Here is a 20547-nt window from a genome sequence, read left to right as displayed (position 1 = left end):
AGATAATGACAGAAAGAAAAGCACTTGCACTGCAATATCTAAATGCTACTTTTAATTTGATTAAGAATAAAGAAAAACTTGAAGGTTTTGCATTGATGTGGCTTAATGAAATAATTGAATTATCTTATCTCAATGAATACCAAGAGTTGATGAATGCTGCATTAGCCTTAAAGAAGGCCAAGTCTGGCAATATATTGAAAAGAGCTTTTGCAAATTTTAAGTTCATTATTAGTGACGCTACTCATAAATTACAAAAAGACAAATCTGCTATAGAAAAAAAATATTCCTATCAAAATGTTATTCACTATCTGGCGCCTTATATGCAGGCCAATGCAAACAAACTATTTGTTAATAACATTCGAACACTGGACCAGGCATTGCAGCTAGCAAAAGATGATTTAGATTTAGAAATGGTCGCATGTTCTTTATGCATCAATCATTATTTTGAGGAAGCAAGTAGAATGATTAAGAATGAATTGAAATCATTTGATTACCGCATCTGGGTCGTAAAAGTAGTGATGTGTATTGAGCTTTTCAGGATGGATGAATTTGATAAAGCCAAAAACATACTTGATGAGATTTATCCTGAAAAAAATAACTGCTGGACTAATCTCCAATTTGCTAAAGGAATCTTAGGATACCAGCCTTGGGATGGATATCCGTTTTCGGATTATTGATTGATCCATCAACAACAAAAAGAGACAATGCTGAACATTGTCTCTTTTTATTATGGTCATATGATTACTTTACTTAACTACAAATAGAAGAACATACCAAGACTTATACTTCGAAAGTTAAAGTTAATATTAAAATTATCAATGGTAGATCTCTTTTCAGAAGTCTCGCTCGTTTCATGCCTGTAACTTATCCCTCCCATCAACAACTCCAGCCCTATCTTAGAGGTGGGATAATAAACAAATCCAGGTCTTATTGCCGGATTAAATGCAAAGGTTAAAGTCTTTCGAGAAGAAGACCATGCTCGTTTTGTTCTCCCAACTTCAAAATCCAAAGACGCTTGGCCAAATAATGCAAATTTATCGTTTGCTTTCACATAGTAACGAACCATGGGGCCTAAAAGGAAATTATGTGAATTGAATTTTATTTCTTTTGTATAGGCATATGTATATCCTCCATTAATACCCAGTGCGAGATTATTATTTACAAAATAACCCAAAACCGGATTGATCCCGAAGACATTAGATTTAAGATAATAATCATATACATTATTCGGGCGCTCCAAATGTACATACACATTTCCTCCAAATAGAATCTTTCCTTTTTCCAATTGGGCAAATGAGCTGAATGATGCTACAATCAACATCAACATTAAAAAGTTTCTTTTCATTTTTGAATAATTTTAATAGAAATCAAATTGAATGGATCAAATCATTTTTGGCATTCATATAAATACAATTACCAACAATTACAGATAAAAAAATACCCCCAGATTAATATCCTTAAGATGAAAATTGAGATTAAAATCATTATTAATATAATTCCCGTTAAAATTTCCGTTGTTTGAATTTTTATTAATGATATATAAATAACTAAGAGAACCAGCCGTTAACTCTACCCCAACTTTAGAAGAGACGAAATAAACCACTCCAGGCCTTAATTCTGGTCCAAAGTATGTACTTTTGTTTTCTATTATTAAATTATTATTGTCCGAATACTTTGTGTAACGCTTATTGAAATTGACATCAAATATTGCCTCTCCGAAGAATGCTATTTTTTCACTTGCCTTCTTATAGTACCTGCAAAACGGCCCAATAGAATATATATGGGATCGATCTGTATAATGTGTACTTGAAGAGTTATAAAGTTCAAATCTCTCATGATTGTATCCCAAATTAAGTCCGACAACAAAATTGTTTGCAATGAAATAACCAACTGCAGGATTCACATTAACTCCCGATGCTTTTTCCCAATCTATTAAAGTATCTTGAGTTAGCATGTTTCTTTTCGTTGAAAAAACATTAAAATTGCCTCCCACAAAAAATTTCCCCTTCTCCAATTGAGCAAAGGAATTAAGAGATATAAGCAAGAGAATAAGGAATAAAAAATTCTTTTTCATTTTAAGTTAATTTATAGTTTTTAAAAATCATCCTTGCGACTACTATAAAAATTGTACCAATTTCTTATATCTGGTAAAAACTTATCGAACATAGAGATTTCTAAATTCTCAGATTACATGCATAAGATCCAAAAGATCAGACAGTAAATATCTGAAACAAAGGGCTCACTTTAATTATTAAATAATCTTTTGTGAAGAGCTTTATTTTCCAATAAATCAAGATCAATAACATGAACCCCATCTATTTTAAAATAAAATACATAGAGGACGTCTGCTCTTTTTTAATAAATTAGAAAGAACTAAACAGTGATTTGAATAAATTCTGACCAATACCATTATTTTTGCTTACTACTGACATAAGGTTGTCACTTGTCAGACATACATTAGTGTCAATTGACAATGGACCAATCAACGAAGGCGCTACTTTCATACTGAAATCAAAAAGACTGTTGACAAATAGAAATGTCTGAAAAAGAAATAGAAAAATATTGCCCTAAAAGCCGGACAGACTGGCGAAAATGGTTAGAAAAAAATCATCAGTCTAAACAGTCTGTCTGGCTTGTTTATTATAAGACATCCACCAAAGTTCCTTCTCTTACCTGGAGTGAAGCAGTCGATGAAGCACTTTGCTTTGGATGGATAGATAGCACTAAAAAGACTATCGACAAAGAAAGGTATATGCAATATTTCAGCAAAAGAAAACCGGATAGCACATGGTCAAAAATAAATAAAGATAAAGTTGCCAGACTTATCCAAAACAACCTCATGACAAAAGCTGGTCTAGACAGCATCAATACTGCTAAACAGAATGGAACATGGGACATCATGCAGGATATTGAAGAATTGATCATACCAGAGGATTTAACAATTGAACTGAATAAATATGAAAGTTCAATGGAATTTTTTCAGAGCCAGTCTAAGTCAATTAAGATAACAATGATGCATTGGGTTGTAACTGCTAAAAGAATTGAAACAAGAAAAAAGAGAATTGAAGAAATAGCACGATTGGCAGCCAAAGGAATGAGACCAAAACAATTCGGGTAAAAAGACAGCTTAGACAATGCAATGATCCGAGGGGCTTTACCTTCCACACCAGCGATGTTTCAAGTCACTCCAGAACAGGCCACTACCCTAAAATCCCCACCGATAATTTGACGAATGAACGACAACGATACCAAACGACTTTCCCGACTGACTGCTATCTTAACACAGTTGCAAACGAAAAGACTTTTGACAGCAACGGCATTAGCGGATAAGTTTGCGGTTAGTGTTCGTACCATTTACAGGGACGTCAGAGCTTTGGAGCAAGCAGGCGTTCCGATTCTGACTGAAGAAGGAAAAGGCTATACCCTGATGGAAGGTTACAGAGTTCCACCTGTAATGTTTACCGAAGCACAGGCCAACGCACTGATTATCGCTGAACAATTAGTTCTCAAAAACAAGGACGCATCGCTTATCAAAGATTACACAGAAGCCATAGATAAAATAAAATCGGTTTTGAAACAAAGCATAAAAGTCAAAGCTGACTTACTTTCTGAAAGAACCCGATTTGACCAGAATATTAACCGGGAAAGAAACAGCAACAGTTTATCGGATTTACAATTTGCTTTGACAAATTATTGCCTTACAAAAATTGAATACATTAATGAGCAAAACAAAATCACAATCAGAGACATTGAACCATTTGCATTACTAAGCACAGAAAACTGGCTATTGATTGCCTACTGCCGCTTGCGACAAGAGTTTCGCTATTTCCGGTTAGACAGAATTATAAAACTGGAAGTGCTTCCCGACAAATTTAAACCCCACGGAATGACCTTGCAAGAGTTTTTTGACAAGTATCATTAATTCATTTCATACCCCTGACACAAGGCTGTCAGTACCCAATCTTAATTTTGAAACATTGAACAAGTAAATCAAAATTATAATGGAAAAAAGAACAATTGACCCCTGGGGTTGGGGCGAAAAAACAAACTCTTCACAGGCCGTAGAAGTTAAAAATGTTTCAGGAACGCTATACTGTTCGGGACAAGTAGCCATTGACGCCAATGGCATACCAAGCAGTGCTGATATGCGTTCACAGTTGGTGCAAACCATTCAAAACCTTGAAACGCTTATCAGCGCATCCGGGTATGAAGCAAAAAATATTGTAAGGCTAAATGTATACACCACATCAGTGCAGGAGTTTTTCACCACCTGTATGGACGTTTATGTGCCATTCATTCACAAGCACGGTATTCAACAAGCCACTACACTGCTTGAAGTGAAAGGGCTTTTTGCAACTTTGACCGTAGAATTAGAAGCTACGGTAGTAAAGTAACAATAAACCATTTCCTGCTGGTTCAAGCGTCCTCGCTTGAACCAGTTTATCAGACTTCATATTTCCACACAAGCAGCTCTCTGTAAATATAAAATGCTTTTTCATGAAGCTCTGTATTCTCTGACAGGTCAAGCTCTATAGCATGCTCATCCAGCTGATTAAAATAAAATGCATAGAGTCCGTCTGTTCTGTTCTCAATACCCAGCAAGCCGAAGACAAGCTTACTTAAGTCACCGGCATAAGCAGTATCAAAGCCCTCCTTCTCCAGTCGCTTCGATATCTTTCGGTTTCTTATATCTTCTGCAATTAAAAATATGGTCAGTTCTTCTTTAGCAGGAAGCTTAACGAGGTTGAGATTTTTGGGAAAGAGTTGAGGTTGTTTCATAGCTTTTGTGTTGGTTGATAAAAGTTTATGATGCAAATATATAGCAAAAAACAATCGGTGGCATATAAACCACCAAAAAATATAATATTTTTCTCAATCTTCGAATATCAAACAGGAATCAGAATGTTAACAGACGAAGAATTTCTAAAGAAACTTGGAGAACGAATAAATCAATTGAGGCAGGAACAAGAAATGTCTTTTCAAGATCTGGCCCACAAAACAGGTATAGATAAGGGAAACCTTGTAAAGCTTACATCAACCGGATCCAACATAACTCTAACAACACTTTTAAAAATATCCAGAGGCTTAAATACACCTATTTCAGATTTTTTTGACTTTGAATATGGATTAAAAAAATAATGGTTGAAGGAATTTGAATGAGGAAAGTTTTCTCTTCAGATTAAAATTAAAAAGTTGTTTTTTAGTGGCAAAAGAAAAATATACGCCATATGGCGTATATTCAATTGTATGTGTAACTTTTCCGAACCGACATCACAAACTCATAGCAATAACAAATAAAAATGCTGAAAATAACTAAAATAAAAATCAAAGGAATAGGGCCAATTAAAAATTTGGAACTGACTTTCGATGGCCATTTCAATATAATTTGTGGACAGAATGGAATTGGAAAAACTACAATTTTAGACTGCTTGGCTCAATCATTTGGAGTAAATGACACATCAATTAAAAGAACCGCAGGAAAAGAAAAAGGTAACTGGAGCATTGATGTTTTGATTAATGGTTCTGCTCAAAATAAGTCTTTTGATATTACTTCTTTTCACCCAAATGAAAAGCATTATCAGTCACAAGGATTTTATCAGAACTCAAATGATATAATAGTATTCAAAACTCATCGAGATATTCCTTATCGAGAACTAAAATCACTAAATACTGACCCACTAAAAGATATTGGAACTTTTGCAAGAGAGACAATGCAAGGTTCATTGCCAAATGATTTAAAGAATTGGTTTGTAAATAGACATTTATGGTCAGCACACCAAAACCATTTGGATGAACAACAAATTAAAAATATAAATCTTGCAAAAGAGTGTTTTAATATATTAAACCCACAAATTTCATTTAGTAAAGTCAATCCTAATTCAAATGATATTATGCTGAATACTCCAAATGGAGAAATTTATTTTGAGTATTTATCATCAGGTTATAAGTCTTGTATGGCCGTGCTAATTGGTTTAATAAAAGAGGTTGAATTTAGGTATAAAAACCCAAGTAAATTCACTAAAGATTTTGATGGAATTGTATTTATAGATGAAATTGATTTGCATCTACATCCCGAATGGCAAGCCAAAATATACGAAGCGTTAAAAATAATATTACCAAATGCACAAGTTTTCACATCAACACATAGTCCACATATTATTCAAGTTGCAAATGCCAAGGAAATTATTCCTCTCACGCTTGATGAGACAAATGAAGTGAAATTAAACCCTATCATAAATCAAGAATATGGTTGTCAGGGCTGGACAGTTGAGGAAATATTAACTGATGTAATGGGAATGACAGAGACAAGAACGTCTACTTACTTAGATGCTATTTCAAACTTTAATAGTGCTATTGACAACGAGGATTTTGATGTCGCCAATACGCAATTTTTAATTCTTGATGCGATGTTGCATCCGGAAAACTCGTTAAAGAAAATATTAAAAATACAACTAACAGGAATTTCAGCAAATGATTAAGCTAGACAGAACTCCAAAACCTATCGAACTTACAGCTGAATTGCAGGTTGCTTTGACAGATGAATTTAAATCAACAGGAAAGTCAGTTTGGAATATTGAATTCATTAAAAAAGGGCTCTTAGGTTTTTCTAATGACAAATGTTGCTATTGTGAAACCAATATTAATGAAGAAAGTAAATATTTAGAAGTTGAACACTTTCATCATAAAGATGCATATAAAGATGAAGTTTTAGAATGGGAAAATCTATTACCTTCTTGTAAAAAATGTAATGGCACAAAAAACGACCACGATACAAAATTAGAACCGATAATTGACCCAAGTAAAATTGAACCAAAAAATCATTTAAAATATTGGCGTTATAGAATTAAAGGTTCTGACGATTTTGGTAAATTGACTGTTTCTGTTTTAAAACTAAACGACCAAGACAGGCTTGTAAAGAAAAGGTTTGAAATTGGTAATGCTATTCAAGAAAAATTGGAGCATTTAAACGAATTGACTGATGATTATCTTAGTGGAGTTCAGACAAACACACGAAGAAGGAATAGAATAGTCAATGGCACAAAAGACCTTCTGAAAGAAGGACTTCCAAGTGCTATTTATTCAGCAACTTCCGCAACAGTAATTCTAACTGATACCGAATTTGAAACATTAAAAGGTAAATTGATATTGTTAGGTTTATGGGATGTAGAATTATCTAAACTTGAAATAGACTTGAATAAAACGGCTCTAAAACTTGAAAAATAAAAACGCTACATCTAACATTATATAAAAAAGAGCAGGCGGTTCAGTGGTAGCGGGTCTTTGGTTATTTTCTCTGGCTGCAGTTCCCTATAGTCCTCGTTTCCAAACGAGGATTTCCGAGAATAGCGATTGTATCTTTCAGCATTTTCACTCTAACTTTCATATCTGTATACTTAAGCATATTGGTATTTAATAATCATGTAAATGGAGACAATAGTATATACAAAAGGTGATGCGACAAGACCCGTGGAGCCAGGAAACAAAATTATAGTTCATGTTTGCAATGATATTGGTGGATGGGGAAAAGGATTTGTAATGGCAATTTCAAAAAGGTGGAAATTACCTGAAACTGAATATAGAAAATGGTATCAATCAAACGATAAATTTGAATTGGGTGAAGTCCAAATTGTACAAGTAGAGAATGATATTTGGATAGGAAACATGATTGGACAGAGAAATATAAAAACCAATTCAAAAGGAATTCCACCTATACGATATGAGGCAGTTAAAGAATGCTTGAGTAAAGTAAGTCAGTTTGCACTAATCAATAATTCTTCAGTACATATGCCGAGAATAGGATGTGGATTAGCCGGTGGAAAGTGGGAAGATATAGAGCCTTTAATACTTGAGGAATTATCTTCAAGAGGAATTAAAACGATAGTTTATGATTTTGAGTAAATAATCTAATTTAAATAAAATAAATGCTAATGGAATTTAAAGAAACATACCTACAGAGAGCCTGGAGTGATTCAGTTGATGGAGTAACTATTGAAGATGTAAGGATTGCGATTGATGAAGTTCAGAAGATGGATGATGAACATGGAGCCTTCTGGGTAGGAATTGTTGATGAAGATGAGTTTATATTGGAAGTAAGTAAAGATTTAGGATTAATTGCAATACTTGATCGAGAATCAGAGGAAGAAATCCATTTCAAAGCAAAAGATTGGACAGAAGTAGAGAGTTTATATAATCTCTTTCTGAATGAAAAATTTGATGAATTAAAAGACAAAATGAAATAAAAGCCTGGCAGCCCTGTGTCGTCCTAAAAAAAGTTTACAGGTTGAATTGGTAATCCGGTTATAAATTTACATTTTTTTATTAATCCTAAAATCGCTTGACATTTGACTACCCTCTCAGGCTTAAGCCTGTTCCAATTCTGCTTAAGCTTCGAAAAGTAGGGCTTTAGCCTGGGTCTTCCGGGAGTAAGCCTCACTGCTCCAGGCTTACTCCCGGAAATTCCAGAAACTTCCTGAACCTCTCAGGAGCACTCCTAAGAGATCCAGGATTACTCCTGAATCCTTCAGAATACTGCTGCCGGGTCCAGGAGTAAGCAAAAAGACATGAGGCTATAGCCTCACACCTCCTTGCTTAAGCCTGAATGCTTCAGGCTTACTTCCAGATCATCCAGAAGCACTTCTTAGAGATTCAGGAGCATTCCTGAAGCTTCTAGGAGCAATTATTTCTCTGTCTAAAGTCTGTCTAATTCCTGCCCACAAATAATCGCAAGTTCATTATTTGTTAATAAATAAATAAAAGCTTTACATAGTTCTCAGACACCGACCTTCCCCTCCTAATTTTTAAATATCAACTGATCAAGCCCAATACCATTCCCCCCTTTAAACTGAAGCAACCCAACGAAAATTACTACATGTATTAACTGCGAAGGAATCGCTTCCCAGTTTTCAACAAGAGAGGTGCCGAATATAAGTAATACCATTATTCCAGCTCCGGAGATCAATGCTACTTCAGTAAATAGCCCAATGATCAAAAGGAAACCTATCACAAATTCCATAAACGGTAATGCATAACTGAAAGGTACTACCAAGGCCTGAGGCAGCATGGATTTTTCGAACCCTGTTACCATCCAATTGCTGAATGCAGAAAGCTTTGGAAAACGAACCAGGCCATGACCAAACATACTTGTTCCTACTGCAAGTCTCAATAATAAATAAGCTGTTGTATTCATATCATAATTGATTTTTATAGTAACAAATTTATTCAGGAAATAAAGGAAGGGCTTGTAAGAACAATGGATAAATTTGTACATTCACAGGTATGGAAATCAGAAATATCCATCAACCTTTTGAGCTTGACATACTGGAGGTAAGCTCATACACAGCCAAGTCTCATAAGAACACTTTTTTTGAAATGATCTTTGTCCTTGAAGGAGAAGGAATACAAATCGTTAATGAGCACAAACTTCCTTATAGTGCGGATAAACTATTTCTAGTCTTTCCTGAAGACAAGCATAGCTTTGAAGTTAAAACCCTTACCAAATTTTTATTTATCCGGTTTAACCACAGCTATTTAAAAAATCAAAGCAAAGAATGGATTCAGAAAATTGAATATATCTTTCATAACCATAATCATCTTCCGGGATGTATGTTAAAAACAGTTACAGATAAGCCTCTGATCAGGGCTCTGGCCTTAGGACTTATTTGTGAAAATGAAAATCGCAATCCCAATCATCATGAAGTTATCACTCAACTCATCAATACTATCATTACAATAGCAGCAAGGAATATAACACTGCTGAATGCTTCAGGACTTATATCTACACCATCAAAAGATTCGGTTTCATTATTAAACTATATCCATGAGAACATTTACTCTCCTGAATGCTTGAGGGCCGAAACTATAGCAGATCAATTCAACATTTCTGCTACATACATCAGTGAATATTTCAAGAAACATACAGGTGAAAGCCTTCAGCAATACATAACACTATACAAAGTTAAACTTTTAGAAACCAGGCTTCTTTACACACAAATGCGCTTAAGTGAAATCTGTGACGAATTCGGATTTACAGACCTCAGCCATATGAACAAGACATTTAAAAAATATAAAGGTGTAAGCCCAACTGAATATAGAAAAGCCAATGGTATTGAGTAGCGTTATCAATACTCCTTGACCTCTGGAATCCTCTTTATCAGCTTCATAATATTCAAGCAACATTCAATAAATCTAAAATAACTTAAGTAATGACTTCGACTGTAAAATATTTAAAGGACTTTGTGATCTCAAAAGACGGAACGAAGATCGGATACCGGCAATTGGGGAAAGGCCCCGGACTAATTCTTGTCCACGGAGGAATGATGGCTTCTCAAAACCTCATGAAACTTGGCGAATTTTTAGCTGATCAATTCACGATATATATTCCAGACAGACAAGGTAGAGGGCTCAGTCAGACACATAGCAACTTCGGCCTAATGGCTGAAAGCGAAGACTTGCAAGCATTGGTCCATAAAACGAAAGCAGAGAATATATACGGACTTAGTGCCGGAGGAGTCGTTGCACTACAAACAAGTATAATTGAAACAAGCCTGAAAAGAATTGCCCTCCACGAGCCCCCAATCCTAACTAATGAAACAAAGACTGATTGGATAAAAAAGTATGAGGACGCAATGAATAAAGGGAATTTTGGGAAAGCTTTTATAAGCATTGTTAAAGGGACTGATGATCCGTCTTCACTATTTAATATTTTACCAGGCTTTATTACTGCACCTTTAATCAATATTGCAATGAAATATGAATCTAAAAAAAATATCGATGATGTACCTTTGAAAGCATTGATAGATGCTATGAAGTTCGATATAAAAATAGTTGAAGACTCAGAAGGACTTATTGAAAAGTATAAAGACACGACTACAGATGTTTTATTAATTAAGGGACAAAAAAGTCAACCATATCTTAGGACTATAATTGATAAATTAAGCGTTGCCATACCCAAAGCAAAATGTGTAGATTTAATTGGACAAGGACATACAGTTTCAGACAATGACAGTAACCCGGAAATAGTTGCAAATGAATTAAGACAGTTCTTTATGTAGAATAGGCTAATGAAAATAACGATATTAAACCTGTGTCTTTATGTTATTCAGTCCTTTAAATCCTCCACATTGAAGCTTATTTTGTAAATGACTATTTAAATAATCAAGATATGCATTCAACTGAACATTTGATCCTCCAATTCAAACATACTTACTGATATTCACACTAATCTCATTGCTTAAAGCGCTCTCATCAGTTCTTTTCTCCGTTTAAACAACGACAGATATTTTAGTTTATAATCCTTATCTTTAACATAAATTATTAAATACAATATTTTATGGCTTCGGGTATTCTGGGGATTTTAGATGACATCGCTTCTTTGATGGACGATGTACTGATAACCAGCAAAATGGCAACACGCAAAACCGCCGGCATTTTAGGTGACGATTTAGCAGTAAACGCAGAGAAAGCAACAGGATATCTTTCTTCAAGAGAACTACCTGTTATCTGGGCTATTACAAAAAAATCCTTGCTAAATAAATTTATCATTATCCCACTTGCTTTATTATTTAATTTCATCTTTCCCATAGCTATAAAAATTATTTTGGTATTGGGCGGATTTTATTTAGCCTTTGAAGGAGCAGAGAAAATTGTTGAATACTTTTTTCCTCACCATAAAACCCATATAGAAACAGAAGCTGAAAATACTGAAGAAGATAATGCTGCTGCAGAAAAAGAGAAAATCAAATCAGCCGTAAGAACAGATCTAATTCTTTCTATCGAAATAGTCATCATTGCATTGGGGACAGTTTTAGACCAAAGTCTGACTATACAGATTCTTACAGTATCTGTGGTAGCAATTATTGCAACTATTGGTGTATATGGTTTGGTGGGCCTTCTTGTAAAAACAGATGATCTTGGCTACAAACTTATAAGAGATTCTAATAACAAAGGATGGATATCAAAACTAGGTCATTTTTTAGTTCGCCTGCTTCCATACATTATTAAATTTTTATCTGTAGTTGGTACCATTGCTTTGTTACTGGTTTCAGGAGGCATATTTGTTCATAATATAGAAGTGCTTCATCATCTATTCCCGGAGTTAAATGACATGATCAAAGAGTTTGTAATAGGATTAGTTGCGGGGCTTCTGGTAGTAGTGCTAGTAAAAGTAGGAAAGAAAGCTTTTTCATTTGGCAAAAAATAAAATATGTGTGCAATACAAACAATTTAAAGAATATAGGACAAAATTTTAAATGGAATTATATAAAAGAACAATTGAAATAGTTGATTGGAATCTTATTTATTGCCTAATTCCAATGCTACTGACTTTAATTCTTATCGAACTTCTCTTCACATACCGATTTGAAACAAAAAAAGTATTGAATCTAATTCGTTGGACAATTATTATTTACACGATAGTTATTTTGACAGATACAATAATCAGAATAGCTATGGACCCGGAAAGGTTTACATTTACTGACCGGGAACCTTATAATAAAGAATATTGGATAATGTTCTTATCTCCGTTGATTTTACCTTTTACATTATTAATAAAGAAACTAGCATCTAATTTTTCATACATTCTCTTTGTAGCTTTTTTTATAAAAATAGGATTCTACTTCGAGCGTTTTGTACTAATTGTGACACATTATCAAATGGATTCTCTCACAGAAAATGGAAATCAAGAATATAAAAACCTATTCTTATTCACAATTGGAATGTTATTTCTACAAGGAATAACATTCGCAGTTCTAGCATTAGGATATTTTGAAATACGAAAACAAAAACTAAGCACCAATCAATAGAATCAGATCAAAACAAGCTTGTGGCTTTACCTTTACTGAGTAAAATCTAATATATTATTATGATGAATAAAAAATGGTCTATAGATGACATACAAAATGCATGGCAATTGGCAACCAAACAGCATGATGGACAAAAGTACGGAGGCCCGAATCAAGGAGAGCAGATAGAATATATCAATCATATTGGAAGTGTAGTTTTTGAGATTATGACTGCTATTACTATTGAAGATGAAATGGATTCTAATCTGGCTATAAAATGCGCTATTCTACATGATACAATCGAAGACACAAGCTTATCCTATGATGACATTTTAACAAGATTTGGAAGTGAAGTAGCTAATGGTGTTTTAGCATTAACCAAAAATGAAAACATAACTGGGAAAAGAGAAAAAATGCTTGATAGTTTAAGACGTATAAAAGAACAACCTAAAGAAATCTGGGCTATCAAAATGGCTGACAGAATAGCTAATTTATATGCACCACCATTTTATTGGACTAATGAGAAGAAAAAGGAATATATCGAAGAAGCTCGTTTAATTCATGATGAATTGCAAGCAGGAAACAATTACTTAGGAACAAGGCTTGCTAATAAAATTATAGAGTATCAAAAATTTATCGATTGAACGAATAACAGAACAATGCTGAACAGCAATATTCCATTACCAATCACGTTTAGAATACAATTTATTAAACTTTTATATTTACATTTTAAATCCATTTTTATGAAAAATTTATTTTGTACCCTAACACTCTTACTTGGACTGACAATTATATTTTCATCTTGTAAAAAAGACTCAGATCCAGATTGCGATCTTCCCAAGCCAAATGAAATAACTGTAAAACTTAAAGTTAATGAAGCTTATCAGTTTGATCTGGGAAATTTTGGCGATGAAGAAGGTGCATCTATTTCCAAACAAGCAACCAATTATTCTGTAAGTACATTGGAGAGAGAAACTAGTACAGGAAAAGTTATTTATAAATATACTCCTGCCACTAATTTTACCGGCACTGATGAAGTTCAAATTAAATCAGAAAGAGGTTCAAATGGAGCAAGCCCAAATAACAATATAACTTATATGACAATAAAATTCACTATCATTAATTAAATAGCATTACTCAGGCTGAAGACTATCCTTCAGTCTGAGCAATGATTCATTTTATCCTTCCCCTTTTAATTGTTAAACAAAAATGGAATGGCTAAAATAAAGTAATGTAGATCTTTAATCATTTTATAAATATAGGATTGAATAATAAGCCTTAGTGCCTCTTCTTAATTTCAACTATTGATCCAGAAAAAGATACTGAGAATCAAATGGCGTATGAGTTTTACTGAATTCTTTCGGTTCAGCGCAAAAGTATTTTTTATAATCATTGGAACCTGCTCCCCAGGTACTATCTATAAGTCTCCATTTCCCGTTGAGAAAAACCGCATTATAAGCATGTCCCTCCCAATTGTTATATTTGCCACCAGAAGCGATACCATCTATCCTTATAGCCCTTAATCCTGCATAATTACAAAGTTCCAGAAAAAGATTGGCATATCCGGAACACATAGTTAATCGCTTATATATGGTGGTAAGAGCTGCCTGGTCAATAGTTTGATTCACCTCATATGCCAGGTAGTTATAATGAATATGGGTGCAAATCCACAAATAAATAACCCAGGCTTTCTCTTCATCGGTCGATAAACCTTTGGTCAAATATTCAGCCAATTCACGAACAGAGAGAATCTGGAACGAAGCCTCCTGCCTGGCAAAACTATCCAGTTCTGATGCAGAAAACATTTTATGAACATCATACAAGGGTATATAAATTTTCCTGTAGGCAGGAATGGTATCTTCAAAGGCGACAGCAAGAAAATGGCTGTATTGCTCTGCAATCATCAGCTTATGTAATGCTAATGCATGCTCAGCTCTTGAAGCAATCAAGTCACGTAATTCTTTATGCAAAGAACTATCTTTCCTCCATATGTAATCCTTTGATACTACATGTGCATGAGCATAATCTTTCATGGCCTCTTTTAATGCAACTTCACTGCTGTCTCTCTTAAATATTTCAAACCTTGCCTTAAGCCGGTAATAATACAAATCAGGATTTGCTCTATAATACCCCCGCCTGTCATAAGTATAAGGGGAATTTCCATGCCTATATTGAATCTTGGTTAAAAGTGAAAGCACCTTTTCATATTCTTTTTTTTCAATTAGCATGGACATCCTTTTTTTATAAGGAAGACGGGATTGTCCAGTTGCCGCAAAAGATAAAAGTATACAAAATATAACAGTAAAAATCCGGGCCATTTATCTGGGTTAAAAATTAAATAATCCTGTTAGTAATCGCTTATTAAATCATTGCAATATTACTCCTCTGATTTCTTTAATAGACTCTCCAATTGCTGCCTATTCTCAACCCGCTCTACTTCGTATTCGTTCGAAAGCTTTGCGTGCCTCAAAAAGCTTTGTGCATCAGTTATCTTACTCCTGAAACCATGAGTCTTTGTATCTTTGCTTTTTACTTTAACAGATATACTGTCCGAAGGATTTTGATCCACGTCAAAGTCCCATGACTTGCTGATGAACAATTGATCTGCAGGCACTTTGATTAAATCCCTGTTAAGAAAATCTTTAACATTTTCATTCTGCAGTAATTGTATCAATTCTGCCTGAGAGTTGGCAACATCTTTATTATACACTACTAATGAATCAGCCAGGAGTATAGGATAATTTGCAGAGACAATAGCATGATTGACATCATCAGTGGTTGTGTTTGTGTAGGTGATAGGAAAGATTACAAACTCCTGCCGGCCCAAATTAAGAATACCTCCTTCTTCTGTTACCTTAAAGCTTTCCTTTTTACCACCGTTGATAGTAACAGAATGCACCCCCACAGATAATGGTATGGTGGTGTATTTAAGAGATTCGGGAAGTACTTTTAATAGTAAGGTATCATCGAGTACTACTTTGGAGCTGCTTATAATTTCATTGCTTATACTTACATCCGTTATTTTCGGTTTACAGGAAACGACTAGTATCATTAGAAAAAGAAAAGCAAATGGTTTGAGCATTATAGATCCAACAGAATCTGTACAAATAGTTTTTCGCATATGTTTTATAATTGATAATAAGAGAAGCTTTTTTCAAATATTGGAAGGGTTTTCTTCAGCATATTTACCTGCTATTCTCGTTGTTATAAGCTTATATTTCAGTAAAAAAACATGACACCTGGCTAAAATTAAACCAGCAAATTGTATAAAGGCTCAACATTAGATTTTTACTATTTTTTGACTTGCCCAAATTTGCCCTGCATCATTCATTACAGTTAAAATATATTCGCCTGATTTTAACTCATTCAGTGAAATAACTGTCTGATTAGTCTTAAATGATTTTACGATGCCCCCATTCAGGTCTGTCAGAACAACTGTTTTTGGTCCTTTTAAAGGGAGTTGTAAAAGATCGCTTGTTGGATTAGGGAATACCAATAGCTCATTTTTACTGTCTGTATTTAATAAACCTGTTGTTACACTGCTAATTTTAATAAACTTTGCTGCAATCGACTTTGAGCCAATTTCTAATTTAACTACATAAACACCTTCTTCTAATGATTCTCCCAATATTATATTTTCATATGGGCCACTTTGCAATACTTCAGATTCATAGATTGTCTTAACCTTCACTCCCAGTATGTTATAAACATTTAAAGAGATAGTATCTGTTTTATCAATATAGAAATGTATAGTCGCTTTTTCAGTAAAAGGGTTTGGAGCTATTGATAAATTATTATCTGTTTGTTGCGAAAAAACCATTCCAATTTTAAAACTTAAAAAAATTGAAAAAAGTACCTTATTAAATTTGCTCATCTTGATTTTAAAAAAAAATTAAAAATATATGTTGTTTACAAAAAGTTGATTCACGTGTCCTTGCATACACCAATAATATTAAAGCATCCGCGTTACTTATTTCACTAACTATCTCCCATTACTAAAATAAGAAAGCGGATGCATGTGCCATTATCATTGTGACTAAAAAAGATTTATAATAGCAAAGTAGTCTATTATATCCAGGTGCCTTTATACCCTCATACAGATTACCTCATATATTAAAAGAAATATTAACAAGGCCCATATCCTTTTTTATCAAACTCAGGTTTACGTTTTTCAAGAAAGGCATTACGTCCTTCTTTAGCCTCGTCTGTCATGTAGGCTAAACGCGTAGCTTCTCCTGCAAATATCTGTTGGCCTACCATGCCATCATCAGTCAGGTTCATGGCAAACTTTAACATCTTTATAGAAGTCGGAGATTTTTCAAGGATCTCTTGCGCCCACTGATAAGCCGTGCTTTCCAATTCAGCATGAGGGATTACAGCATTGACCATTCCCATATCAAAGGCTTCCTGAGCACTATAGTTGCGTCCAAGGAAGAATATTTCTCTGGCTTTTTTCTGTCCGACCATTTTGGCAAGATATGCAGAGCCATAGCCTCCGTCAAAGCTTGTTACATCGGCATCTGTTTGTTTGAAGATTGCATGTTCTTTACTAGCAAGTGTAAGATCACAAACAACGTGCAGACTATGCCCTCCTCCTACAGCCCAACCTGGCACTACAGCGATCACTACTTTCGGCATGAAACGAATAAGTCTTTGTACTTCAAGAATGTTAAGCCTATGACGACCGTCATCGCCTACATATCCTTTATCGCCTCTTACTTTCTGATCACCACCACTACAAAATGAATAAACACCATCTTTAGTAGAAGGACCTTCAGCAGAGAGAAGCACAACACCTATAGACGCATCTTCATAAGCATCATAGAAAGCATCGTACAGTTCTGAAGTAGTTTTTGGTCTGAAGGCATTTCTTACATTAGGTCTGTTAAAGGCAATACGTGCCACCCCTCCTGATTTCTTATAGGTAATATCTTCGTATTCTTTTGCGGTTTTCCAATCTATGTTCATGAGCTCTTTATTTATTAATGAAAGGTAAAAATAACCCTACTTTGGGAGATTCAGAAATCTGAAAGCAAGTAATGTATTAATCAGCCCTTTAACGAATTGTATTTCTATCTTCAGACCTTTCAATTTTCTTTTTATAATTAGGGTATAAGAATGCAATCCCCAACAAATAATATGGCACGAACATCATTATAACAATATATATATGCAATAGCTTAATTTTAAGGATGCGACTGAATATATAGCCTAGAACCCATGGTGTTAAAAGCATAGATACAAATCCCAAAAATTCAAAAAAATAAATAGGATACGACTCTGTATATTCTCTTCTTCCTGGATGATCCCATGAATCTGCATCCTGCACCTCCGAATGGATAAAAAATGGGTTAGGAAAAGCCGCTCCTAATTCAAAAAAAGTTTTGGTAAGTATTACAGAAAATATAATTACAATGAATGCGTAGAATGTTAGCTGAGTTTTCTTGAACATTAAAATTATTATTCCAATGAAGATTGGAATTGCCACAATTGCGGACAGTAACAAAACAATAAAAATCATCAACTCCATATCTTCCTTATAAAAATTTGATTAATTCTTTTTTAATACTCTTTTTTTCTAGATCCGCAGAATCAACATTCATGCCGGACAAAGCAGATATTATTTATTAAAAAAATAAAATTCAAAGTTCTTTAAGTTCTGTCAGTTTTACAGCTATAGGTAAGTAGCAAAAGCCCTTTCATTTAGAGGATTGTTTTCTGATAAATCTAAATCTTGTTTATTTCATCCAGCTGATTGAAATAGAATGTGTAACAACAATCTATAGTTTGTCTCAGAGTTTTTTCAAACTTCCATATAAAAGCATCGGCGACGAAGCTTTTGAGCTCGGGTTTTTCACGTAAAAGCATCGATGACGGAACTTTTTAGTTATAACTTCAGGATAAAAGCTCAGATGACGAACCTTTTAAGGTCATAACTTCGAGCTAAAGAGCTCCAACGCCGGAGCTTTTTGATCATAATTTCGAGCTAAAGAGCTCAAACACCGAAGCTTTTTGGTCATAATTCCGAGCTAAACAGCTCAAACGCCGGAGCTTCGAGCTCATAATTTCGAGGTAAAAGGTCAAACGCCGGAGCTTTGAGGTCATAATTTCGAGGTAAAAGCTCAAACGTCGGAGCTTTGAGGTGATAATTTCGGGGTAAAAGCTCTAACACGCTGATTCAAGCTTACGCCTGAACTACCTAAAATATACTTTTTAATAATAAAATCAAGCGGACGCTTGAACCAGCTCAGATAGCCTAACCTAAAAAGTCGATTTATTTAATCAGAAAGTCTTAGATTTACTTCAAGTACCATTGTTAATACTATGATAAATTTCTTTTTAATTATACTGGTAGCATTCATATTTAGCCTTCTTGAAGGATGCTGTAAATATACCGTTACAGAGAAAGAACTTCATATCCATTTTTCTAATGATTATTCTCCATCTGATACAATTATCATTTCCTATAATCAAGAACATGACAATCAAGTAGAATTGGAAAACATAGTGATTGGAGATGATAGGTCAATAATTCTTAATGAAAACTTCAACAGTAATTTTGGATATGTAGATACTATGATTATTGAAATAAAATCAAAAAATATCAAAGACACCCTTACTAACTTTCAATACAGTGCCAAAGAAAAAGATGTTTTTGGATGTGCTTCTGCCGATATTGAAATATTTGGCTTTGAAAAGGATAGTGTAAAATATTCTCCTGCAAATATTATCCAGATTAACTATTAGTTTTCATAGCAAAAATGGGAAGTATTGAATTCCTCTAGTCTTGTATGTTTTGCGAACAACAATATTCTTTTTAATCACGAATCTTAACTATGAAATTTTTATTCAACACTATAATATTTTTAACTATAGGTATTACTGCATACACTCAAAATACTGATAACCTCCAAGACTTAAGAAAGAAAATTGCGATTTTAAAAAATGTCTCTGATTTCGAAGATAAATATTCTGATGAATATTACAAATCAAATAAACCATTCCATTTTGATTATGACTCATTGAAAAAGGCAAAAACAGATGCATTAATTTCAATATTAAAGAATCCTCGTTCGTCTGAACCTCAAATACAAAAAGAACTAAAACATTTAGTAGGAGAACCAATAACATCTGATGATGGGAAATTGAAAATATACAACTTTTCAGAATGGATAACTATGGCAACCGGGAGATACTATTATAATGTAATTCAATACACAACTCCAACAGGAGAAACTAATGCTTATTTACTTAAATACAAAGATTGTGGATTTAACAGTGGTTTTGAGGCTGTTTATCATTTAAAGGGAACTGATTTGTACTTGGTAACAGCAAGAACCATTGAGTGTTCGGCATGCTATAATGAAAAGGCTGTTGTATTCAAATTAACAGACAAATACTTAATTACAGATTACCCCGCTTTTCCAAATAACAAGTCTTGTCTTTCTATAGATAGCAGAGATGACAGCTTAGTACAAGGACCACCGTATGAGGAATCATCTGTTAATATAAAGTATGATAAAACAAGACAGCAATTAGATATTTATTATAATAAATATTTGCCATCAGACCCAAGTGAACCCAACAAGAAAAATAAGATAGATGACAAAGCAGAAGATAATCCATTTTATAATTACCCTGCAAATGTTGATGGTACTATCCATGTAATATTAATTTTTGATGGTAAGAAATTCGTAGTAAAAAAATAAGAACCAGAATTGCTATAATTCTGGTTCTTATAAACAATAAAAAACTGACCAAGTCCGTC

Annotated in this window: 26 protein-coding genes; 16 read left to right on the top strand and 10 right to left on the bottom strand. The window is 34.0% G+C overall.

What is annotated here, in order from left to right; translation table 11 throughout:
- Positions 1-5: 5 nt before the first annotated feature.
- Positions 6-677 (top strand): hypothetical protein, encoded by a 672-nt coding sequence (locus tag J7604_RS07775; protein WP_293893651.1) that lies wholly within the window; start codon positions 6-8, stop codon positions 675-677.
- A gap of 77 nt (positions 678-754) precedes the next feature.
- Here the strand turns inward: J7604_RS07775 and J7604_RS07770 are convergent, their stop codons facing one another.
- From J7604_RS07770 to J7604_RS07760, 3 genes are all read right to left on the bottom strand, one after another.
- Positions 755-1345 carry an outer membrane beta-barrel protein gene (locus tag J7604_RS07770; RefSeq protein ID WP_293893648.1) on the bottom strand — a complete coding sequence of 197 codons (591 nt, stop codon included), beginning with the start codon at positions 1343-1345 and terminating at the stop codon, positions 755-757.
- Between the two features lie 78 nt (positions 1346-1423).
- A complete protein-coding gene (locus J7604_RS07765) occupies positions 1424-2074 on the bottom strand; it encodes an outer membrane beta-barrel protein (protein WP_293893645.1) in 651 nt (216 codons plus the stop codon).
- A 289-nt stretch (positions 2075-2363) separates the two neighbouring features.
- Complete coding sequence (locus J7604_RS07760) at positions 2364-2504, bottom strand: hypothetical protein (protein WP_293893642.1); 141 nt, start codon at positions 2502-2504, stop codon at positions 2364-2366.
- Positions 2505-2536: 32 nt separating this feature from the next.
- Between J7604_RS07760 and J7604_RS07755 the strand changes: the two genes are divergently transcribed.
- The 3 genes from J7604_RS07755 to J7604_RS07745 all read left to right on the top strand — a co-directional run bounded on the left by J7604_RS07755 (position 2537) and on the right by J7604_RS07745 (position 4394).
- Positions 2537-3118, top strand: a complete 582-nt coding sequence (locus J7604_RS07755; RefSeq protein WP_293893639.1) for a YdeI family protein — start codon at positions 2537-2539, stop codon at positions 3116-3118.
- A 114-nt stretch (positions 3119-3232) separates the two neighbouring features.
- A complete protein-coding gene (locus tag J7604_RS07750) occupies positions 3233-3922 on the top strand; it encodes an HTH domain-containing protein (protein ID WP_293893636.1) in 690 nt (229 codons plus the stop codon).
- 79 nt (positions 3923-4001) lie between these two features.
- Complete coding sequence (locus J7604_RS07745) at positions 4002-4394, top strand: RidA family protein (protein WP_293893633.1); 393 nt, start codon at positions 4002-4004, stop codon at positions 4392-4394.
- Positions 4395-4443: 49 nt separating this feature from the next.
- Here the strand turns inward: J7604_RS07745 and J7604_RS07740 are convergent, their stop codons facing one another.
- Positions 4444-4779: a hypothetical protein gene (locus J7604_RS07740; RefSeq protein ID WP_293893630.1), complete on the bottom strand. Its 336-nt coding sequence runs from the start codon at positions 4777-4779 to the stop codon at positions 4444-4446.
- Between the two features lie 27 nt (positions 4780-4806).
- On the opposite strand from J7604_RS07740, the gene J7604_RS07735 reads away from it, so the two are divergent.
- From J7604_RS07735 to J7604_RS07715, 5 genes are all read left to right on the top strand, one after another.
- A complete protein-coding gene (locus J7604_RS07735) occupies positions 4807-5139 on the top strand; it encodes a helix-turn-helix transcriptional regulator (RefSeq protein WP_293893627.1) in 333 nt (110 codons plus the stop codon).
- Between the two features lie 161 nt (positions 5140-5300).
- The gene (locus J7604_RS07730) at positions 5301-6479 is read left to right on the top strand and encodes an AAA family ATPase (RefSeq protein ID WP_293893624.1); all 1179 of its coding nucleotides are present in this window, start codon (positions 5301-5303) and stop codon (positions 6477-6479) included.
- Positions 6472-7224, top strand: coding sequence for a hypothetical protein (locus J7604_RS07725; protein WP_293893621.1), 753 nt, complete (start codon positions 6472-6474; stop codon positions 7222-7224). Before J7604_RS07730 ends, J7604_RS07725 begins: the two co-directional genes overlap by 8 nt.
- Positions 7225-7425: 201 nt before the next feature.
- Positions 7426-7899 (top strand): macro domain-containing protein, encoded by a 474-nt coding sequence (locus J7604_RS07720; RefSeq protein ID WP_293893618.1) that lies wholly within the window; start codon positions 7426-7428, stop codon positions 7897-7899.
- A 29-nt stretch (positions 7900-7928) separates the two neighbouring features.
- Positions 7929-8240: a hypothetical protein gene (locus tag J7604_RS07715; RefSeq protein WP_293893615.1), complete on the top strand. Its 312-nt coding sequence runs from the start codon at positions 7929-7931 to the stop codon at positions 8238-8240.
- 551 nt (positions 8241-8791) lie between these two features.
- Here the strand turns inward: J7604_RS07715 and J7604_RS07710 are convergent.
- Positions 8792-9187: a DoxX family membrane protein gene (locus tag J7604_RS07710; protein WP_293893613.1), complete on the bottom strand. Its 396-nt coding sequence runs from the start codon at positions 9185-9187 to the stop codon at positions 8792-8794.
- 89 nt (positions 9188-9276) lie between these two features.
- Between J7604_RS07710 and J7604_RS07705 the strand changes: the two genes are divergently transcribed.
- The 5 genes from J7604_RS07705 (at position 9277) to J7604_RS07685 (ending at position 13906) form a co-directional block, all read left to right on the top strand.
- On the top strand, positions 9277-10113 hold the full coding sequence (locus J7604_RS07705; RefSeq protein WP_293893610.1) for an AraC family transcriptional regulator: 837 nt from the start codon (positions 9277-9279) through the stop codon (positions 10111-10113).
- An 89-nt stretch (positions 10114-10202) separates the two neighbouring features.
- Positions 10203-11051, top strand: coding sequence for an alpha/beta hydrolase (locus tag J7604_RS07700; RefSeq protein ID WP_293893607.1), 849 nt, complete (start codon positions 10203-10205; stop codon positions 11049-11051).
- A gap of 278 nt (positions 11052-11329) precedes the next feature.
- Positions 11330-12199, top strand: a complete 870-nt coding sequence (locus J7604_RS07695; RefSeq protein WP_293893604.1) for a DUF808 domain-containing protein — start codon at positions 11330-11332, stop codon at positions 12197-12199.
- Between the two features lie 660 nt (positions 12200-12859).
- Positions 12860-13423, top strand: coding sequence for an HD domain-containing protein (locus J7604_RS07690; protein ID WP_293893601.1), 564 nt, complete (start codon positions 12860-12862; stop codon positions 13421-13423).
- A gap of 99 nt (positions 13424-13522) precedes the next feature.
- Positions 13523-13906, top strand: coding sequence for a hypothetical protein (locus tag J7604_RS07685; protein WP_293893598.1), 384 nt, complete (start codon positions 13523-13525; stop codon positions 13904-13906).
- Positions 13907-14080: 174 nt separating this feature from the next.
- On the opposite strand, the gene J7604_RS07680 is transcribed toward J7604_RS07685, so the two are convergent.
- The 5 genes from J7604_RS07680 to J7604_RS07660 form a co-directional block, all read right to left on the bottom strand.
- A complete protein-coding gene (locus tag J7604_RS07680) occupies positions 14081-15007 on the bottom strand; it encodes a transglutaminase domain-containing protein (RefSeq protein WP_293893595.1) in 927 nt (308 codons plus the stop codon).
- A gap of 149 nt (positions 15008-15156) precedes the next feature.
- Positions 15157-15900, bottom strand: a complete 744-nt coding sequence (locus J7604_RS07675; RefSeq protein WP_293893592.1) for a hypothetical protein — start codon at positions 15898-15900, stop codon at positions 15157-15159.
- 159 nt (positions 15901-16059) lie between these two features.
- Positions 16060-16599 (bottom strand): T9SS type A sorting domain-containing protein, encoded by a 540-nt coding sequence (locus tag J7604_RS07670; protein ID WP_293893589.1) that lies wholly within the window; start codon positions 16597-16599, stop codon positions 16060-16062.
- A gap of 305 nt (positions 16600-16904) precedes the next feature.
- A complete protein-coding gene (locus J7604_RS07665) occupies positions 16905-17747 on the bottom strand; it encodes a 1,4-dihydroxy-2-naphthoyl-CoA synthase (RefSeq protein WP_293893586.1) in 843 nt (280 codons plus the stop codon).
- Between the two features lie 88 nt (positions 17748-17835).
- Positions 17836-18231 (bottom strand): hypothetical protein, encoded by a 396-nt coding sequence (locus tag J7604_RS07660; protein WP_293893583.1) that lies wholly within the window; start codon positions 18229-18231, stop codon positions 17836-17838.
- A gap of 872 nt (positions 18232-19103) precedes the next feature.
- Between J7604_RS07660 and J7604_RS07655 the strand changes: the two genes are divergently transcribed.
- Together J7604_RS07655 and J7604_RS07650 are read left to right on the top strand one after the other, a co-directional pair.
- On the top strand, positions 19104-19526 hold the full coding sequence (locus tag J7604_RS07655; RefSeq protein WP_293893581.1) for a hypothetical protein: 423 nt from the start codon (positions 19104-19106) through the stop codon (positions 19524-19526).
- A gap of 89 nt (positions 19527-19615) precedes the next feature.
- A complete protein-coding gene (locus J7604_RS07650; RefSeq protein WP_293893579.1) occupies positions 19616-20488 on the top strand; it encodes a hypothetical protein in 873 nt (290 codons plus the stop codon).
- The last annotated feature ends 59 nt before the right edge of the window (positions 20489-20547 follow it).

Source organism: Sporocytophaga sp., assembly GCF_017745095.1.
Classification (GTDB): Bacteria; Bacteroidota; Bacteroidia; order Cytophagales; family Cytophagaceae; genus Sporocytophaga.
Note: the sequence above shows the minus strand (reverse complement) of the source record. Positions and strands in the feature narration are given on the sequence as shown.

Excerpts from the sequence above, each read along its gene's own strand:
- J7604_RS07775 (WP_293893651.1), top strand. The coding sequence starts at position 6 with ATGACAGAAAGAAAAGCACTTGCACTGCAATATCTAAATGCTACTTTT.
- J7604_RS07770 (WP_293893648.1), bottom strand. The coding sequence starts at position 1,345 with ATGAAAAGAAACTTTTTAATGTTGATGTTGATTGTAGCATCATTCAGC.
- J7604_RS07765 (WP_293893645.1), bottom strand. The coding sequence starts at position 2,074 with ATGAAAAAGAATTTTTTATTCCTTATTCTCTTGCTTATATCTCTTAAT.
- J7604_RS07760 (WP_293893642.1), bottom strand. The coding sequence starts at position 2,504 with ATGAAAGTAGCGCCTTCGTTGATTGGTCCATTGTCAATTGACACTAAT.
- J7604_RS07755 (WP_293893639.1), top strand. The coding sequence starts at position 2,537 with ATGTCTGAAAAAGAAATAGAAAAATATTGCCCTAAAAGCCGGACAGAC.
- J7604_RS07750 (WP_293893636.1), top strand. The coding sequence starts at position 3,233 with ATGAACGACAACGATACCAAACGACTTTCCCGACTGACTGCTATCTTA.
- J7604_RS07745 (WP_293893633.1), top strand. The coding sequence starts at position 4,002 with ATGGAAAAAAGAACAATTGACCCCTGGGGTTGGGGCGAAAAAACAAAC.
- J7604_RS07740 (WP_293893630.1), bottom strand. The coding sequence starts at position 4,779 with ATGAAACAACCTCAACTCTTTCCCAAAAATCTCAACCTCGTTAAGCTT.
- J7604_RS07735 (WP_293893627.1), top strand. The coding sequence starts at position 4,807 with ATGATGCAAATATATAGCAAAAAACAATCGGTGGCATATAAACCACCA.
- J7604_RS07730 (WP_293893624.1), top strand. The coding sequence starts at position 5,301 with ATGCTGAAAATAACTAAAATAAAAATCAAAGGAATAGGGCCAATTAAA.
- J7604_RS07725 (WP_293893621.1), top strand. The coding sequence starts at position 6,472 with ATGATTAAGCTAGACAGAACTCCAAAACCTATCGAACTTACAGCTGAA.
- J7604_RS07720 (WP_293893618.1), top strand. The coding sequence starts at position 7,426 with ATGGAGACAATAGTATATACAAAAGGTGATGCGACAAGACCCGTGGAG.
- J7604_RS07715 (WP_293893615.1), top strand. The coding sequence starts at position 7,929 with ATGGAATTTAAAGAAACATACCTACAGAGAGCCTGGAGTGATTCAGTT.
- J7604_RS07710 (WP_293893613.1), bottom strand. The coding sequence starts at position 9,187 with ATGAATACAACAGCTTATTTATTATTGAGACTTGCAGTAGGAACAAGT.
- J7604_RS07705 (WP_293893610.1), top strand. The coding sequence starts at position 9,277 with ATGGAAATCAGAAATATCCATCAACCTTTTGAGCTTGACATACTGGAG.
- J7604_RS07700 (WP_293893607.1), top strand. The coding sequence starts at position 10,203 with ATGACTTCGACTGTAAAATATTTAAAGGACTTTGTGATCTCAAAAGAC.
- J7604_RS07695 (WP_293893604.1), top strand. The coding sequence starts at position 11,330 with ATGGCTTCGGGTATTCTGGGGATTTTAGATGACATCGCTTCTTTGATG.
- J7604_RS07690 (WP_293893601.1), top strand. The coding sequence starts at position 12,860 with ATGATGAATAAAAAATGGTCTATAGATGACATACAAAATGCATGGCAA.
- J7604_RS07685 (WP_293893598.1), top strand. The coding sequence starts at position 13,523 with ATGAAAAATTTATTTTGTACCCTAACACTCTTACTTGGACTGACAATT.
- J7604_RS07680 (WP_293893595.1), bottom strand. The coding sequence starts at position 15,007 with ATGCTAATTGAAAAAAAAGAATATGAAAAGGTGCTTTCACTTTTAACC.
- J7604_RS07675 (WP_293893592.1), bottom strand. The coding sequence starts at position 15,900 with ATGCGAAAAACTATTTGTACAGATTCTGTTGGATCTATAATGCTCAAA.
- J7604_RS07670 (WP_293893589.1), bottom strand. The coding sequence starts at position 16,599 with ATGGTTTTTTCGCAACAAACAGATAATAATTTATCAATAGCTCCAAAC.
- J7604_RS07665 (WP_293893586.1), bottom strand. The coding sequence starts at position 17,747 with ATGAACATAGATTGGAAAACCGCAAAAGAATACGAAGATATTACCTAT.
- J7604_RS07660 (WP_293893583.1), bottom strand. The coding sequence starts at position 18,231 with ATGTTCAAGAAAACTCAGCTAACATTCTACGCATTCATTGTAATTATA.
- J7604_RS07655 (WP_293893581.1), top strand. The coding sequence starts at position 19,104 with ATGATAAATTTCTTTTTAATTATACTGGTAGCATTCATATTTAGCCTT.
- J7604_RS07650 (WP_293893579.1), top strand. The coding sequence starts at position 19,616 with ATGAAATTTTTATTCAACACTATAATATTTTTAACTATAGGTATTACT.